Source organism: Nocardia sp. NPDC059195 (assembly GCF_042754695.1).
In the GTDB taxonomy this organism is placed as follows: Bacteria; Actinomycetota; Actinomycetes; order Mycobacteriales; family Mycobacteriaceae; genus Nocardia.
Genome location: NZ_JBHZBG010000016.1, coordinates 82114 through 96790 on the forward strand (window position 1 = coordinate 82114; position 14677 = coordinate 96790).

Here is a 14677-nt window from a genome sequence, read left to right on the forward strand (position 1 = left end):
CGTCATACGTTCTCTATGCTGCCACGTCCAGGTGACAGCGTGCACGCGGTTATCGCTGCTACTGCGCGTCCCACCAGTCCTGCGACAGCGCGCCCGAGGCCAGCAGCACCGAGGGCCCGCGCAACCAGGCGCGTCCGTCGGCGATGCCGACGCGGACCTGCCCGCCGGGTACACGCACGGTGACCTCGCCGGATCCGGTGCCGATCGGCACCCCGGCGGCCGTCAGCGCGGCGGCGGCCGCGGCCACGGTTCCGGTTCCACAGGAACGGGTTTCGCCGACTCCGCGTTCGTAGACACGCATGTCGACGGCGTTGTCGGCATCGAGCGCAGTGAGTATTTCCACGTTCACGCCGTGTGGGAAAAGGTCAGGATCGAAGCCCGGCGACACGCTCAGATCGAGTTTGGCGAGGGCGTCGACGGTCAGGCCGTCGTCGACGCAGGCCAGGTGCGGATTGCCCACATCGATGCCGATTCCGCCCAGCGCCCAACCGGCCAGGGTGGCGGTGGAGGGGCCGAGTTCGCGAACGACACCCATGTCCACGGTGACCTCGCCGTCGGTCGGCCCCGCGGCGTGCACGACGACCGGCCGGGCGCCCGCGCGGCTGCCGACGACGTACTCGGTGCGCTCTTCCAGCCCGGTGGCGTTGAGGTAGTGCGCGAAGACCCGCACCCCGTTGCCGCACATCTCGGCGATCGAACCGTCGCCGTTGCGGTAGTCCATGAACCAGTCGTCGGCGCCGACACCCTCGGGCAGTGCTTCCAGAACACCGGCCGCGCGCAGCGCACCGGCCTTCGCCACGCGCAGCACACCGTCGGCGCCGAGGCCGCGCTGCCGGTCGCACAGTGCGGCGACGCGGTCGGCGGTCAGGTCGAGGCGCACCTCGAGGTCGGGCAGCACCACGAAATCGTTCTGGGTGCCATGGCCCTTGCTGAATTCGATGTCGGACACGTCCGTCATTCTCCTCTGCGCCGCAGTGGGGTGTACTACCGGGCGAACGTGCGCCGCTGCCTGGCGATCTCGTAGAGGCTGATCGCCCCCGCCGACGGCGCGCCGAGCGAGCTGGCGGTGCCGCCCATCGGGATGGTGACCAGGTCGTCGCAGGCGTCGGCCCAGGCCGAGCTCATGCCGGTGGTCTCGTTGCCGACGACCAGGATGGTGGCCTCGGTGAAGTCGTGGTCGTAGATGGTGCCCGGCGCGTCCTCGTCGGTGCCGACGATGCGGGTGGGGATGCCACGAGCCTGTTGACGGTCACGGAATTCGAGCACTTGACCGGGGCCCGCCGCGCGCAGCACCGGCATCGCGAACAGCGAACCGGTCGAGGCGCGCACGGCCTGCGGGTCGAACTGGTCGGCGCCGTGGCCGGTGACGATCACCCCGGACGCGCCGAAAGCGTCCGCCGAGCGGATCAGCGTGCCGAGGTTGCCGGGCGAGTTCGGGCGATCGAACACGACCACGACCGGGGCGTCCTCCCCCGGTTCACCGGGTGTGTAGTCGGCCAGGTCGGGGTGCTGCGACACCGCGACCGCCACGATCTCCGGCGTGCTCGCCGCCTTCTCCCCCAGCTCGGCCATGAGTTCGGGGACCAGGCCGACCTGCGGCACGTCGGCGGTGGCGAGAATCTCGCGCGCCCAACTCGACAGCTCAGGGCCACCGAGCCGGTAGAGCAGCGTTTCCAGCGGCCAGTCGTTGGCCAGTGCCTGGGTGATCGGGCGCACGCCTTGCACGAGGAACCGGCCGTCACGATGACGTTTGGTCCGGTTGTTGAGGTAGGCCTGCCACACCTGCACCGAGGCGTTGCGGGTACTCACTCGTCGCGTCACTGCGCTGTCCGTCCTATCGGGTCGGTGTTCGATGCTTCAGAGCAGGGCCAGCGCGGTCGCGGCGAGCTCGGGATCGGCGCCGTCGACCCAGGAGACCCTGGGGTCGCGGCGGAACCACGACCGCTGCCTGCGCACGTATCGGCGGGTGCCGATCAGGGTGCGCTCGCGCGCGTGGTCGAGATCGTATTCGTCGTCGAGGTAGGCCAGCACCTGGGCGTAGCCGATGGCGCGGCGGGCGGTCTGGCCCTCGCGCAGACCCGCGTCGAGCAGTCCGCGGACCTCGTCGACCAGACCCGCATCGAACATCAGGGCGGTGCGGGTCTCGATGCGGGCGTCGAGAGCGGCGGTCTCCCGGTCGACGCCGAGAATCGCGGTGTTCCAGCGCGGGGTGCCGATGGTCGGGGCCGATGCGGCGAACGGGCGGCCGGTCAGTTCCACGACCTCGAGCGCGCGCACCATGCGCCGGCCGTCGGTGGGCAGGATGGTGGCCGCGGCGACCGGGTCGGCCTGTCGCAGCGCCGCGTGCAGCGCCTGCACACCGCTCTCGTCCAGGAGCGCCTCCCAGCGAGCACGGACCTCGGGGTCGGTGGCCGGGAAATCCCACTCGTCGAGCAGCGCCTGCACGTACATCATCGAGCCGCCGACGATGACCGGGGTCTTTCCGCGCGCCATGATGTCTTCGACGATCGCGCAGGCCGAGCTCTGGTAGGCGGCGACGGTCGCTGTCTCGGTGACATCGAGAACGTCGAGCAGATGGTGTGCGATACCGCGTCGCTGGTCGGGCGGCAGTTTCGCGGTGCCGACATCCATCCCGCGGTAGAGCTGCATGGCGTCGATGTTGACGATCTCGCCGCCGAGCTCGGTGGCGAGGTCGAGTGCGAGGTCGGACTTGCCGGTGGCGGTGGGGCCGACGACCGCGATCGGTCTGCTCGTCACTCGTCGATACCTTCCTGTCCACCCGGTTCCCACACGCTCACGTCGTAGCCGACGCCATAGGGTGCGCCTTGGTACAGCGTACGGACCTTCGGGTCTGCCGAATCCGGGGCGAACAGACCGCCCAGTACCTGGTAGGCGGCCCGGCCGTCGACGAGCAACGCCGCGCACAGTTCCGGCTCCAGCGCGGCCAATCCCGCCCGCGAACCCGTGCGCAAGGCGGTGTCGAGGTCGTCCTGAACCGCGTGGGCCCGCTCGTCGAGATAGCCGGGCGCCTTGACCGTCAAGGTCGCGGCACCATCCCCGACGACGAGCACCGCATACGGGTCCCGCTCGCTGTCCAGCTCGGCGCGGAGCGCGGCACCTGCCTCGGCACAAGCCGCGGCTGAGGCGTCGGCGGCGAACAGCCGAGCTTGTACCGAAATCCGCGGTGCGACCTGCTCCCGCAACCATCCGGCGATCAGTATCGGGAGGGGAAGCTGGGCGTCTGCTGGACCGGGCTCCTCGCCCACCGGACCGAGCCCGACTGAGACATCGGCACCGAACCCCGTGAACGTTCCCCGGGTCGCCGAACCGTAGATCCGGTCATGGCTGCCGACCCCGATGACGATCCACCGGTCGGCGGTCGCGGCGAGGGTGGCCGCGGCGTCCAGGGCGGCCGCGCGCAGCACCATGGTCGGATCGTCGGGATCGCTGCCGGACACCGGGACTCGCCCACACAGTTCGGGCACCAGCATCGGCGGCGACGGGACCAGGGCCGCTATCGAGAACACGCGGTAACCGTAGCCGCAGCGCGCGCGTGGGCACGCATCCGGCGCCGCGCGGGCGTGCGGCCGTCTGCGAGTGTCCGGCGTAGAGATGCTCGCCGAGATTGCTAGTGTTTTCAGGTGCGACTACCCACGTCGTCCGGGACGAAATCCCAGGAAATCCGCTATCCGATCCGCTGGATCGATGGTTTCCGTGGCTCGAACCGGGTTCAATGGGATGTGCTAGGGCGTAACCAGGCAGCCGTGACGCGCGGCAGGGACGGAGAGCAATGACCGACAGCAACGGAACCGCGAAGCCCACCCCAGGTCCGGCCCCGCGACCGTCCGGTACCCCCAAGCCCGGCGGGAATGCTCCGCGTCCGCCGAAACCGCATGCCGTGAAACCGGCGCCGGGCCCCGATCAACCGCATCCGCACGCCGTGATCGTGCCGAGCGCCACCGACCCGAGCAAGTGGGGTCGGGTCGACGAAGACGGCACCGCCTGGGTGCAGACCGCCGAGGGCGAACGGATCGTCGGCTCCTGGCAGGCGGGCGACGTCGCCGAGGGCCTGACCCACTTCGGCCGCCGCTTCGACGATCTCGCGACCGAGGTCGCGCTGCTCGAGGCCAGGCTGGCCGCGGGCGCGGATGCCCGCAAGACCAAGGCCGCCGCGCTGGCACTGGCCGAGACGCTGCCGACCGCGGCCGTCATCGGCGACATCGACGGCCTCACGGCCCGTCTGCAGGCCATCACCGAGCACTCCGAGGAAGCCGCCGCGCACGCCAAGGAGGAGAAGGACCGCGCCCGCCACGAGCACACCGAGCGCAAGGAAGCCCTCGCCGCCGAGGCCGAGCAGATCGCCGCCGATTCCACCCAGTGGAAGGCGGCGGGCGACCGGCTGCGCGAGATCCTCGACGAGTGGAAGTCGATCCGCGGTGTCGACCGCAAGGTCGACGACGCGCTGTGGAAGCGCTACTCCAAGGCCCGTGAGGCGTTCAACCGCCGTCGCGGCGCCCACTTCGCCGACCTCGACCGCGAACGCGCCACCGCCAAGACGCGCAAGGAAGAGCTGTGCGTACGTGCCGAGGAACTGGCCGACTCCACCGACTGGACCGGCACCGCCGCGGTGTTCCGCGACCTGCTCTCGGAGTGGAAGGCCGCGGGCCGGGCACCGCGCGAGGCCGACGAGTCGCTGTGGCGGCGGTTCAAGAGCGCCCAGGACGTGTTCTTCGCCGCCCGCAACGCGGCGGTCTCCGAGCGCGATGCCGAATTCGACCACAACGCCACCGCCAAGCTGGAACTCCTGGCCGCCTACGAGCACATCGACCCGGCCAACGGCGTGGACGCCGCCCGCAACGCGCTGCGCGAACTGCAGGACAAGTGGGACGCCATCGGCAAGGTCCCCCGCGAACGCATGCAGGAGCTGGAAGCCAAGCTGCGCGCCATCGAGAAGCGGGTGCGCGACGCCGCCGATCAGCAGTGGCGTCGCTCCGACCCCGAGGCGGTCGCGCGGGCCGCGCAGTTCCGTGAGCGGGTCGCGCAGTTCGAGGAGCAGGCCGCCAAGGCCACTGCGGCGGGCAAGAAGCGCGATGCGGAGAAGGCACTCGAGCAGGCCAAGCAGTGGCGCGAATGGGCCGAAGCCGCCGAGGGGGCCGTCAGCAATTTGTGAGTGGCAGAGAAAGTAACCCCCGACCGATTCGGTCGGGGGTTTTCTTGTCTCGCAGGACTATTCGCCGGTGAGGCGCTTGCGGTCGCGGTCCTCGGCTTCGCGCGCCGCATTGCGACGCTGCTCCTCCGCGGCGAGCTGCACCGCGGTGCGACTCCAGACCACACGGACCCAGTGGAAGGTGAGCACCATGATCGCGATGGTGCCAAGGATCAGGCCGATGCCGGGCCCCGCGCCTTCGTAGTTTCCGAGGCCGGGGGTCTGGCGGTGCCAGATCGAGAGCACGCCGAACACGCTGCCCACGGCCGAACCCGCGCAGGCGATCCAGGCCAGCACCCAGCGGCGGGTGGTCAGCGCCAGCAGCGAGAAGCCGACACCGAAGACGATGACCAGCCACACGAAGATCCGCGACGGCAGGCCGATGTGTTCGACGCCCGCTGCGCCGGTGTTCAGCAGTACGTCGAAGCCGCGCGCGGTGCCCGCGGTCGGCAAGACGAGGGAGATCAGCAGCGCGAAGACCGCGCCCGCCACCACCAGCGCCCGCGCGCCGGGGTCGATCTCACCGGCGATGCGGCGCTCGACCGCGTCGAGCTCACCGCGGAATTGTTCGAAATCCTGGTCGTTGCGCGCCGGGTTCACCGCGTGTCCGCTCCTGTCCGCAGGCTGATCGTTGGCGGGTCCCACTGTGCCATCACCGGACGCACCGTTCGCATCCGACCCACTACGACCGGTAGTAGATTCGTCGTCGCTCACGACGCGCACCCCGTCGAACAGCCGCTCTCGACCGTCTCGACAACCGGTGCGCCGATGCGGGGCAGCCCGAGCCCCACGCCGATCGGCGCCGTTTTAGGCGTGATGCCACGTTCATGCGCGTCGCCGGCGGTGGTGCGCCGATGCGACTTCACCACACTGTCGGCGATGAGGTGGTGCGGTGCCGCCTCGGTGATGTCGACGGTGACGATGTCGCCCGGACGGATACCGGTCACGTCACCGGGACGGAAGTGCACCAGCCTGCCGTCGCGCGCGCGGCCGCTCATCCGCGCGGTCACCGCGTTCTTCTTGCCGGCTCCGTCGGCGACGAGCAGTTCCACCTCGGTGCCGATGAGCGCCTGGTTGTTCTCCCAGGAGACCTGGTCCTGCAACGCGATCAGCCGTTCGAAGCGTTCCTGCACGACCTGCTTGGGCAGCTGATCGGGCAGTTCGGCGGCCGGGGTACCGGGCCGCTTGGAGTACTGGAAGGTATAGGCGCTGGTGAAGCGGGCCCGACGGACCACGTCGAGAGTCTCGAGGAAATCCTCCTCGGTCTCGCCGGGGAAGCCGACGATGATGTCGGTGGTGATCGACGCGTGCGGCATCGCGGCGCGCACCTTGTCGATGATGCCGAGGAAGCGTTCCTTGCGGTAGGAGCGGCGCATCGCCTTGAGCACCCGGTCCGAACCCGATTGCAACGGCATGTGCAACTGCGGGCAGACATTCGGGGTGGCCGCCATCGCCTCGATGACGTCGTCGGTGAACTCCGCGGGATGCGGGGAGGTGAACCGCACGCGTTCGAGGCCATCGATCTGCCCGGTCGCGCGCAGCAGCTGCGCGAAAGCGCCCCGGTCGCGCGGCTGTTCGGGATCGACGAAGTTCACCCCGTAGGAATTGACGTTCTGCCCGAGCAGGGTCACCTCCAGCACGCCCTGGTCGACCAGTGCCTGCACCTCGGCGAGCACGTCACCGGGACGGCGGTCCACTTCCTTGCCGCGCAGCGAGGGCACGATGCAGAACGTGCAGGTGTTGTTGCAGCCCACCGAGATCGACACCCAGCCCGCGTAGGCCGACTCCCGCTTGGCGGGCAGCGTCGACGGGAACGCCTCGAGCGATTCGAGGATCTCCACCTGGGCTTCGTCATTGTGGCGGGCCCGCTCGAGCAGCACCGGCAGCGAGCCGATGTTGTGGGTGCCGAACACCACGTCGACCCACGGCGCCTTGCGCACCACGGTCTCGCGGTCCTTCTGCGCCAGGCAGCCACCGACGGCGATCTGCATGCCGGGGCGACCCTGTTTGACCGGCACCAGCTGACCGAGGGTGCCGTAGAGCTTGTTGTCGGCGTTCTCGCGTACCGCGCAGGTGTTGAACACCATCAGATCGGGCGTCTCCCCGGTGGCGGCCTTGGTATAGCCCGCGTCCTCGAGTAGCCCGGACAAGCGTTCGGAGTCGTGCACGTTCATCTGGCAGCCGAACGTGCGAACCTCATAGCTGCGTGTAGGCGCGCTCTCAGTCGCGTTCTGAACCGTCGAATCCACCTGCCCAGGGTACGGGCAGACCATACTGTGACGCACATCACGCCAACAATCGCCAGATAATACGCAAAGGTAACGGGCAGCCACCGGGTTACCAGCAGGTGTCGTCTCGGCGTGGCGTGACGGCATGTCGGCGAAAGCCGGGCATTTCTCCAGATACGACATAAGGTTTCTCACCATGACCGACGACGCCGCACCCGCGACCGGGAACGCCGACGCCGCAGCCGCAACCGCTGCGCCGCCGATGATCTCGATGCGCAGCGTGGACAAACACTTCGGTGAACTCCATGTCCTGCGCGATATCCACCTCGAAGTGCCCCGTGGGCAGGTCGTGATCGTCCTCGGCCCGTCAGGGTCGGGGAAATCGACCCTGTGCCGCACTATCAACCGCCTCGAACCGATCGACTCCGGCGACATCGCCATCGACGGCGTCGCACTGCCCGACGAGGGTAAAGCCCTCGCCGCCTTGCGCGCCGACGTGGGCATGGTGTTCCAGTCGTTCAACCTGTTCGCGCACAAGACGATCGTCGAGAACGTCATGCTGGCGCCGACGAAGGTACGCGGGAAGAAGAAAGACGAAGCCCGCAAGCACGCCATGGCCCTGCTCGAGCGGGTCGGCATCGCCAACCAGGCCGACAAGTACCCCGCCCAGCTCTCCGGCGGTCAGCAGCAGCGCGTCGCGATCGCCCGCTCGTTGGCGATGGACCCCAAGGTCATGCTGTTCGACGAACCGACCTCGGCACTCGACCCCGAAATGGTCAACGAGGTGCTCGACGTGATGGTCTCCCTCGCCAAGGAAGGGATGACCATGCTCGTGGTCACCCATGAGATGGGCTTCGCACGCCGGGCAGGCGACCGTGTGTTGTTCATGGCCGACGGCGAGATCGTCGAGGACACCGCGCCCGAAACATTCTTCACCGCACCGAAATCCGAACGCGCCAGGGACTTCCTCGGCAAGATTCTCAGTCACTGACTCGCAGCACCATTGTCACAAGGAGAAGGAAACTCATGAGGATCAATCGTGCGATGCGCGTCGGAATCGGCGCCGCAGCACTGGTATTGGCAGCCACTGTCACCGCCGCGTGTGGTGGCGGTGACGACAAGTCCGCCCTGGAAAACGCCAAGGACGGCAAGCTGACCATCGGCATCAAGTTCGACCAGCCGGGTCTCGGCCTGCGCAATACCGACGGCACCTACAGCGGTTTCGATGTCGACGTCGCCAAGTACGTCGCCGAGAAGCTCGGTGTGAAGCCGGAGAACGTCACCTTCAAGGAAGCGCCATCGGCGCAGCGCGAGACGCTGATCGAGAACGGCCAGGTCGACCTCGTCGTGGCCACCTACTCGATCAACGACAAGCGCAAGGAGAAGGTCGATTTCGGCGGCCCGTACTACATCGCGGGCCAGGACCTGCTGGTGCCCGCCGCCAACACCGACATCACCGGCCCCGATTCCCTCGCGGGCAAGAAGGTCTGCTCGGTGAAGGGTTCCACCCCGGCCCAGAACATCGAGAAGAACTACCCGCAGGCGCAGCTGCAGACCTACGACACCTACTCGCTGTGCATCGAGGCGATGCGTAGCGGTGCGATCGACGCGGTCACCACCGACAACGTGATCCTCGCCGGTTACGCGGCCCAGTCGCCGGGCACCTTCAAGCTGGTGAACAAGACCTTCACCACCGAGAAGTACGGCATCGGCCTGAAGAAGGGCGATTCGGAGCTGCGCGGCAAGGTCAACGACGCCATTCAGGCGATGATCGATGACGGTTCGTGGAAGGCCGCGCAGGAGAAGAACTTCGCGGGTACCGGTATCGCGGTTCCGGCGCCGCCGACCGTCGACCGCTACTGATCGACCATCGCATCGGTGGCCCGGGGATTCCCGGGTCACCGATGCGATGTTGTCCTGCTGGCCTTCACACCGATCGGAGGACGCGCGTCCGTGTTCGACCTGATCTCGAGGTATGACAACCAAATCCTCGATGCGTTCTGGGTAACAATCAAACTCACCTTCTTCTCGGCGATCGGTGCGCTCGTCATCGGTACCGTCGTCGCCGGCATGCGCGTGTCCCCGATTCCGGTCGCGCGCTGGGTCGGCGCGGCGTATGTGGCCGTTTTCCGCAACACCCCGCTCACCCTGATCATCGTGTTCACCTCGCTCGGCCTCTACACCACCCTCGGGTGGAAGATCGCCGGTGACGATCTACGCGAGAACAACTACCGCTGGGCGATCATCGGCCTGAGCGTCTACACCGCGGCCTTCGTCTGCGAATCGCTGCGCTCTGGCATCAACACCGTCGCGCTGGGCCAATCCGAAGCGGGCCGATCGCTCGGCTTCGGATTCGCCCAGAACTTGCGGTTGATCGTGCTGCCCCAAGCGTTTCGGGCCGTCATCGCACCGCTGGGCAGCGTGCTGATCGCACTGACCAAGAACTCCACGGTCGCCTCGGTCATCGGTGTCGCCGAGGCCGCGTACCTGATGGGCGCGATGAACGAGAACGAGGCCGCGGTCCTGGCCATCGGCGCGATCTTCGCGCTCGGCTTCGTCGTCCTCACCCTGCCGACCGGGCTGTTCTTCGGCTGGCTGGCCAAGCGATACGAGGTGGCACGATGAGCGGCGCTTCGGTTCTGTTCGACGCTCCCGGGCGTCGTGCCCGGCTACGGCACAACCTGTACTCGGTCCTGGTCGTCATCCTGGTCGTCGGCGCGGGCTGGTGGCTCTATGACGCCTTCGCCGACAAGGACCAGTTCACCGCGGCCAAGTGGAAGCCGTTCCTCGAAGCCGAGATCTGGGAGACCTACCTCCTGCCCGGCTTGGAAGGCACCCTCACCGCCGCGGTCATCTCGATCATCGGCTCGGTGTTCTTCGGCATGATCTTCGGGATCCTGCGCCTGTCCGACCACGCGTGGGTGCGCTGGGTATCGGGCACGATCGTCGAGCTCGCCAGGGCGATCCCGGTGCTGATCTTGATGATCTTCCTGTTCGCGGTGTTCGGCGACTACAACCTGTTCCCCTCCGATCAGCTCGCACTGGCCGCGGTGGTCATCGCGCTGATCATCTACAACTCCGCGGTCATCGCCGAGATCGTGCGCGCCGGCATCAAGTCCCTGCCCAAGGGACAAACCGAAGCCGCCGTCGCGCTGGGGTTGCGCAAGAACCAGCTCATGCGGCTGATCCTGCTCCCGCAGGCCGTCACCGCGATGCTGCCCGCCCTGGTCTCGCAGATGGTGGTCGTGCTCAAGGACACCGCGCTGGGCTACCAGATCACCTATGTGGAGCTGGTGCGGTCCGGTCAGCAAGAAGGCGCGTCGATGCAGAACACGATCCCCGCGCTGATCGTCATCGCGCTGATCATGATCTCGCTCAACATGGCGCTGAGCTTCCTGGCGACCACCCTCGAAAAGCGGTTGCGGTCGCGGAAGAAGAGCGGTGGTGCGGTGCTGACCGCCGATTCGATCCTCACCGACGCCGCGCCGGGCGTCGACATCACCAAGAAGTAGTCGCACGGCAACAACGGGGCCTGATCCGAGTTGGATCGGGCCCCGTTGTTGTTTTCCTAGTCCTCGCCGATGAGGCCGAATTCGCGCAGCAGCGGCCCGATCTCGGTGTCGTCGAGCTTCTTCAGCAACCGAGTGCGAACGAACTCCGGTCCCGGCAGACTCATCTCCTCGCCGTCACGCAACCGGCTGGTCGCCGCCAGCAGCGACCGGATGTCATAGGTGGAGGCGAATACCTCGGGCACTCCCCGTTCGACATCGAGCAGCGTGTAGGCCGCCTCCATTCCGGTGCGCACCGAGTACTCGGTGGTGAAGATGCAGTCGCGGGTGGTCTCCGCGAACTGGCCGATGAAGCGGAATCCGCTCGTCGAGGGTGGTGACCGTGGCCGATTCCCATTTTGTCTGCGGGATGTGGCCGCCGAAGACGTCGGGGTGGCCGAACGCGGGGTCCTTGGCGGCGATGCGCTTCGGCTCCTTGATCCCGTCGAGCGCGCCGCCGGGTAGTTTCAGCCGCTCCAGGACGGTGATCTTGTCGGCCGCCAGCTGCCCATCCCTGATGAGGAACGCCGCGCCGGCGAGCGAGGCCAGCCCGGCCCCGACGAACCAGGCCGATTTGCCGTCCACGCCTTCGGGTTTGCGCGGCCGGGCGAACGCTTCGTAGTTGCCATTGCTGTAGTACATCCGACTCCTCTGTCCGATCCGGAAAGGTCGAGCGGGACGGTGCGATGTACGGAACTACGAGGTGTAGCGGTAGAACCCCTCTCCGGTGGAGGCGCCGAGCTTGCCCTTGTCGATGTAGTTCTCCTTGAGCCAGGCCGCGAGCTTCTTGTGGGCGTCACCACCATTCATCAGGATGTTGTACGGGGTGGTCAGGCCGACGATGTCGAGGATCTGGAACGGGCCCATGGGCGCCCCGGTGGCGATGCGCCAGGTCTCGTCCACCGCGGCGGGCTCGGCGTATCCGCCTGCGGCGAGCTCGATTCCGGAATTCAGAAACGGCACGAGCAACGAGTTGAGAACGTAACCCGCCTTCTCCTTGTGCAATTCGATCGGCACCATGCCGATGGCCTTCGCGAACTCGACCACCGCGCCGAACACCGCCGGATCGGTCTGCTCGGTGCCCATCACCTCGGCGGTGTTGAACTTCCAGACGTGGTTGGCGAAGTGCAGCGCCAGGAATCGGTCGGGCCGGCCGGTGTAGGCGACGATGTCGCTGGGCAGCAGCGTCGAGGAGTTCGTCGCGAACACGGTGCGTTCGGGCGCGAGCGCGCCGAGCTTGCCGTACAGGTCACGTTTGATCTCGAGTACCTCCGGGACCGCCTCGATGACGAGGTCTGCCTCGGCCGCCGCGGTGGCCAGGTCGGCGGTCAGGGTGATGCCCGCCGCGGTCGCTGTGGTGTTGCTGGCATCGGCGCCTGCCACGTCCTGCTGGTACACCGTGGCGAGGTCATCGAATCGGGTGCGCGCGGCGGTGAGTGCCGCGTCGTCGATGTCGTAGGCGGTGACGTCGAACCCGTGGAACGCGGTCTGGAAGGCGATCTGGGATCCGAGCACCCCTGTCCCGAGGACGGTCACCTTGCGGATTTCGATGGTCATGCGTCAGCCTCCCAGTCTGGACGCGAGCCCACCGCTGCGCGTCGCGGTTTCCGGTTGTCTCTACCGCCGTCCATCATCGCCCGAGAAGCTGAGTCAGTGGTGTGAGCGACCCACGCGTTCCCGACATCTCGGGCGAGAAACTGGTAACAGTTCGGCAAACCACCGCGGTGGATCAGCCCGCGGTGACGAGTCCCTCGGCAACCATCCAGTCACGGGCGACGTCGGCGGGTTCGCGGCCGTCGATGTCGACCTGACGGTTGAGTTCGGTGATCACCGCGTTGGTGAGCCGGGCCGAGATCGGGGCCATGACCCCGACGACCTGGGGGTGGGCATCGGCGAAGTCGCGGTGCATGACCAGCGACGCGTTGTACTTCGGGAAGAAGGCCCTGTCGTCTTCGAGGAGCACCAACTCGAGGGCGGGAATGCGGCCGTCGGTGGCGGCGACCGAGCCGAACCGGCACTGTTTCGCGTCGGCGGTGGCCTGGTAGACGAGCGCGTCCTGGACGATCTGACGTTGGGCCTTGCCGAGGTCGATCCCGTAGGCGCCGGCCAGGCCTGGATAGCCGTCCGGACGGACATTGAACTCGGTGCCGACACAGGTGGCCGCGGCACCGGGATCTTTCGCGATGAGGTTCGCGTAGTCCGACAGCGTGCGTACCCCGGTCTGCTCGGCGGTGCTCTTGCTCGTAACGAGGGCGTAGGTGTTGTTCATCGGCGCCATCGCCGCCCAGACCATGTCATGCTCGGCGAGGTCGGCCTCGCGCACCGCCTCGAACTGGGCCGCCTCGGTCGGAATCGGCTTCTCCTTGCCGAGGTAGTTGATCCAGCCGGTGCCGGTGTAGTCGTAGGCGATGTCGATCTGGCCGTTCAGTTGCGCGTCGCGCAGGCTGTTGGAGCCTTGGATATTGGTCAGGTCACGCACATTCGCACCCGCGGCCGTCAGCGCGAATTCGATCATGTAGCCCAGAATGTTGGCCTCGGTGAAATCCTTGGAACCCACCGTGACCGCGACACCGTCGAGTTCGGGCACGGGGCCGATGCTGCCGGGGCCGACCGGCAACGGCACCGAACCACCCGACTGCAGACCGCAACTCGCGAGCACCAGCACGCTCAGGACCGGGACGAGCCCGCGCAACAATCCGGTGAGCCTCACCGCAACCCCCTCGGCCCGAGGAACTGTTCGGCCAGCGCGCCGAGCCAGTCGACGAACAGTGCCAGCGCTACCGCGAGTACGGCGCCGAGCGTCAATGTCACGGTGTCGCGCAGTTTGTAGCCGGTGTCGATGAGAATGCCGAGCCCGCCCGCACTCACCATGAACGACAGCGTCGCGGTGCCGACGGCCAGCACCAGCGAGGTTCTCAGGCCCGCCAGGATGTAGGGCACCGCGAGCGGAAATTCGATGCGGCGCAACACGAGTCCGGCCGACATGCCCTGTCCCCTGCCCGCGTCGATCAGTGCCGGGTCGACCTGCTGGTAGCCCAAAATCGTATTGCGCAGGACCGGTAGCAGCGAACAGAACGCGATCGGCGCGACACCCACCCAGAACCCGGTGGTGCGGGTGACCAGGTAGCACAGCACGATCAGCCCGATCGCCGGCGCGGACGCCCCGATATTGGCGATGCCGACGAAGAACGGGGCGAGACGGCGGAATCGGTGTCGGGTGAGCAAGGTCCCGAGCGGCACGGCCACCACCACCACGATGAGCACCACCGCCGCCGTGATCAGCACATGCTGCCAGGTCACCTGCGCGACATTGCGCACGCTGATGCTGGCCTGCTGGATGACGGTGAGATCGCGCCGGAACGCCCAGACGAGCACCCCGACGGTGAGGATCAGCACGATCGCAGGTTGCACCAACAGGCGCCAGAACTCGGCGCGGCGCTGGATCGCGGGCGCTGCGGCGACGGGCACATCGGCGATCGACCGCGACCGGCCGGGAACAGTTTTCGTCACCATGATGTCCGCCCAGCCCGGGTCGTGGCACCGCTGAAACTTCGGGCGGTGGTCCTCGCGGGAAACGACAAGGCGAGCGAATGTGGTCGAACAGAAACAGTATTCGTCACTGTGTGCCCACACGAGGCGTAGCACTGCACGATCGTCGCCACGAATGCTGATCGAATTCGAGTCGGCGCAGGTCG

At 67.4% G+C, this 14677-nt stretch carries 14 protein-coding genes and 1 pseudogene; 5 read left to right on the top strand and 10 right to left on the bottom strand.

What is annotated here, in order from left to right; all coding sequences use genetic code 11:
* Nucleotides 1-58: 58 nt before the first annotated feature.
* Genes dapF through ACFXKN_RS20905 form a run of 4 tightly spaced genes read right to left on the bottom strand, consistent with a single transcriptional unit; the run spans nt 59 to nt 3527 of the window.
* The gene (gene dapF / locus ACFXKN_RS20890) at nt 59-940 is read right to left on the bottom strand and encodes a diaminopimelate epimerase (RefSeq protein WP_379433661.1); all 882 of its coding nucleotides are present in this window, start codon (nt 938-940) and stop codon (nt 59-61) included.
* A gap of 44 nt (nt 941-984) precedes the next feature.
* A complete protein-coding gene (locus tag ACFXKN_RS20895; RefSeq protein ID WP_378944500.1) occupies nt 985-1821 on the bottom strand; it encodes a TrmH family RNA methyltransferase in 837 nt (278 codons plus the stop codon).
* 36 nt (nt 1822-1857) lie between these two features.
* Nucleotides 1858-2757: a tRNA (adenosine(37)-N6)-dimethylallyltransferase MiaA gene (miaA, locus tag ACFXKN_RS20900; protein WP_379433636.1), complete on the bottom strand. Its 900-nt coding sequence runs from the start codon at nt 2755-2757 to the stop codon at nt 1858-1860.
* Nucleotides 2754-3527, bottom strand: a complete 774-nt coding sequence (locus ACFXKN_RS20905; RefSeq protein ID WP_379433637.1) for a hypothetical protein — start codon at nt 3525-3527, stop codon at nt 2754-2756. Before ACFXKN_RS20905 ends, miaA begins: the two co-directional genes overlap by 4 nt.
* Before the next feature lie 263 nt (nt 3528-3790).
* Here ACFXKN_RS20905 and ACFXKN_RS20910 point away from each other — a divergent pair, with 263 nt between their 5' ends.
* Nucleotides 3791-5170 carry a DUF349 domain-containing protein gene (locus ACFXKN_RS20910; protein ID WP_379433638.1) on the top strand — a complete coding sequence of 460 codons (1380 nt, stop codon included), beginning with the start codon at nt 3791-3793 and terminating at the stop codon, nt 5168-5170.
* 57 nt (nt 5171-5227) lie between these two features.
* On the opposite strand, the gene ACFXKN_RS20915 is transcribed toward ACFXKN_RS20910, so the two are convergent.
* Both ACFXKN_RS20915 and miaB read right to left on the bottom strand, forming a co-directional pair.
* Nucleotides 5228-5806, bottom strand: coding sequence for a hypothetical protein (locus ACFXKN_RS20915; protein WP_379433662.1), 579 nt, complete (start codon nt 5804-5806; stop codon nt 5228-5230).
* 110 nt (nt 5807-5916) lie between these two features.
* A complete protein-coding gene (miaB, locus tag ACFXKN_RS20920; protein WP_379433663.1) occupies nt 5917-7479 on the bottom strand; it encodes a tRNA (N6-isopentenyl adenosine(37)-C2)-methylthiotransferase MiaB in 1563 nt (520 codons plus the stop codon).
* 217 nt (nt 7480-7696) lie between these two features.
* Between miaB and ACFXKN_RS20925 the strand changes: the two genes are divergently transcribed.
* The 4 genes from ACFXKN_RS20925 to ACFXKN_RS20940 all read left to right on the top strand — a co-directional run bounded on the left by ACFXKN_RS20925 (nt 7697) and on the right by ACFXKN_RS20940 (nt 10946).
* Entirely contained in the window at nt 7697-8425 is a 729-nt protein-coding gene (locus ACFXKN_RS20925) for an amino acid ABC transporter ATP-binding protein (RefSeq protein WP_378946168.1), read from the top strand.
* Nucleotides 8426-8460: 35 nt separating this feature from the next.
* On the top strand, nt 8461-9297 hold the full coding sequence (locus tag ACFXKN_RS20930; RefSeq protein ID WP_378944479.1) for a glutamate ABC transporter substrate-binding protein: 837 nt from the start codon (nt 8461-8463) through the stop codon (nt 9295-9297).
* Between the two features lie 90 nt (nt 9298-9387).
* Nucleotides 9388-10059 carry an amino acid ABC transporter permease gene (locus ACFXKN_RS20935; protein WP_378944475.1) on the top strand — a complete coding sequence of 224 codons (672 nt, stop codon included), beginning with the start codon at nt 9388-9390 and terminating at the stop codon, nt 10057-10059.
* Nucleotides 10056-10946, top strand: coding sequence for an amino acid ABC transporter permease (locus tag ACFXKN_RS20940; RefSeq protein ID WP_379433639.1), 891 nt, complete (start codon nt 10056-10058; stop codon nt 10944-10946). The genes ACFXKN_RS20935 and ACFXKN_RS20940 overlap by 4 nt, the downstream gene beginning before the upstream one ends.
* A 56-nt stretch (nt 10947-11002) precedes the next feature.
* Here ACFXKN_RS20940 and ACFXKN_RS20945 read toward each other — a convergent pair.
* From ACFXKN_RS20945 to ACFXKN_RS20960, 4 genes and pseudogenes are all read right to left on the bottom strand, one after another.
* Nucleotides 11003-11624 (bottom strand): annotated as a pseudogene (locus tag ACFXKN_RS20945) (oleate hydratase).
* Nucleotides 11625-11678: 54 nt separating this feature from the next.
* Nucleotides 11679-12539, bottom strand: a complete 861-nt coding sequence (locus tag ACFXKN_RS20950) for a 3-hydroxyacyl-CoA dehydrogenase (protein ID WP_378944465.1) — start codon at nt 12537-12539, stop codon at nt 11679-11681.
* Nucleotides 12540-12711: 172 nt separating this feature from the next.
* A complete protein-coding gene (locus ACFXKN_RS20955; RefSeq protein ID WP_378944462.1) occupies nt 12712-13692 on the bottom strand; it encodes a glycine betaine ABC transporter substrate-binding protein in 981 nt (326 codons plus the stop codon).
* Nucleotides 13689-14495 carry an ABC transporter permease gene (locus tag ACFXKN_RS20960; RefSeq protein WP_378944459.1) on the bottom strand — a complete coding sequence of 269 codons (807 nt, stop codon included), beginning with the start codon at nt 14493-14495 and terminating at the stop codon, nt 13689-13691. Before ACFXKN_RS20960 ends, ACFXKN_RS20955 begins: the two co-directional genes overlap by 4 nt.
* Nucleotides 14496-14677: the final 182 nt, after the last annotated feature.

Bases quoted from the DNA above. Each gene is read 5' to 3' on its own strand.
- ACFXKN_RS20960 (WP_378944459.1), bottom strand. From the start codon at position 14,495: ATGGTGACGAAAACTGTTCCCGGCCGGTCGCGGTCGATCGCCGATGTG.
- ACFXKN_RS20940 (WP_379433639.1), top strand. From the start codon at position 10,056: ATGAGCGGCGCTTCGGTTCTGTTCGACGCTCCCGGGCGTCGTGCCCGG.
- ACFXKN_RS20950 (WP_378944465.1), bottom strand. From the start codon at position 12,539: ATGACCATCGAAATCCGCAAGGTGACCGTCCTCGGGACAGGGGTGCTC.
- ACFXKN_RS20925 (WP_378946168.1), top strand. From the start codon at position 7,697: ATGATCTCGATGCGCAGCGTGGACAAACACTTCGGTGAACTCCATGTC.
- ACFXKN_RS20930 (WP_378944479.1), top strand. From the start codon at position 8,461: ATGAGGATCAATCGTGCGATGCGCGTCGGAATCGGCGCCGCAGCACTG.
- ACFXKN_RS20910 (WP_379433638.1), top strand. From the start codon at position 3,791: ATGACCGACAGCAACGGAACCGCGAAGCCCACCCCAGGTCCGGCCCCG.
- miaB (WP_379433663.1), bottom strand. From the start codon at position 7,479: ATGGTCTGCCCGTACCCTGGGCAGGTGGATTCGACGGTTCAGAACGCG.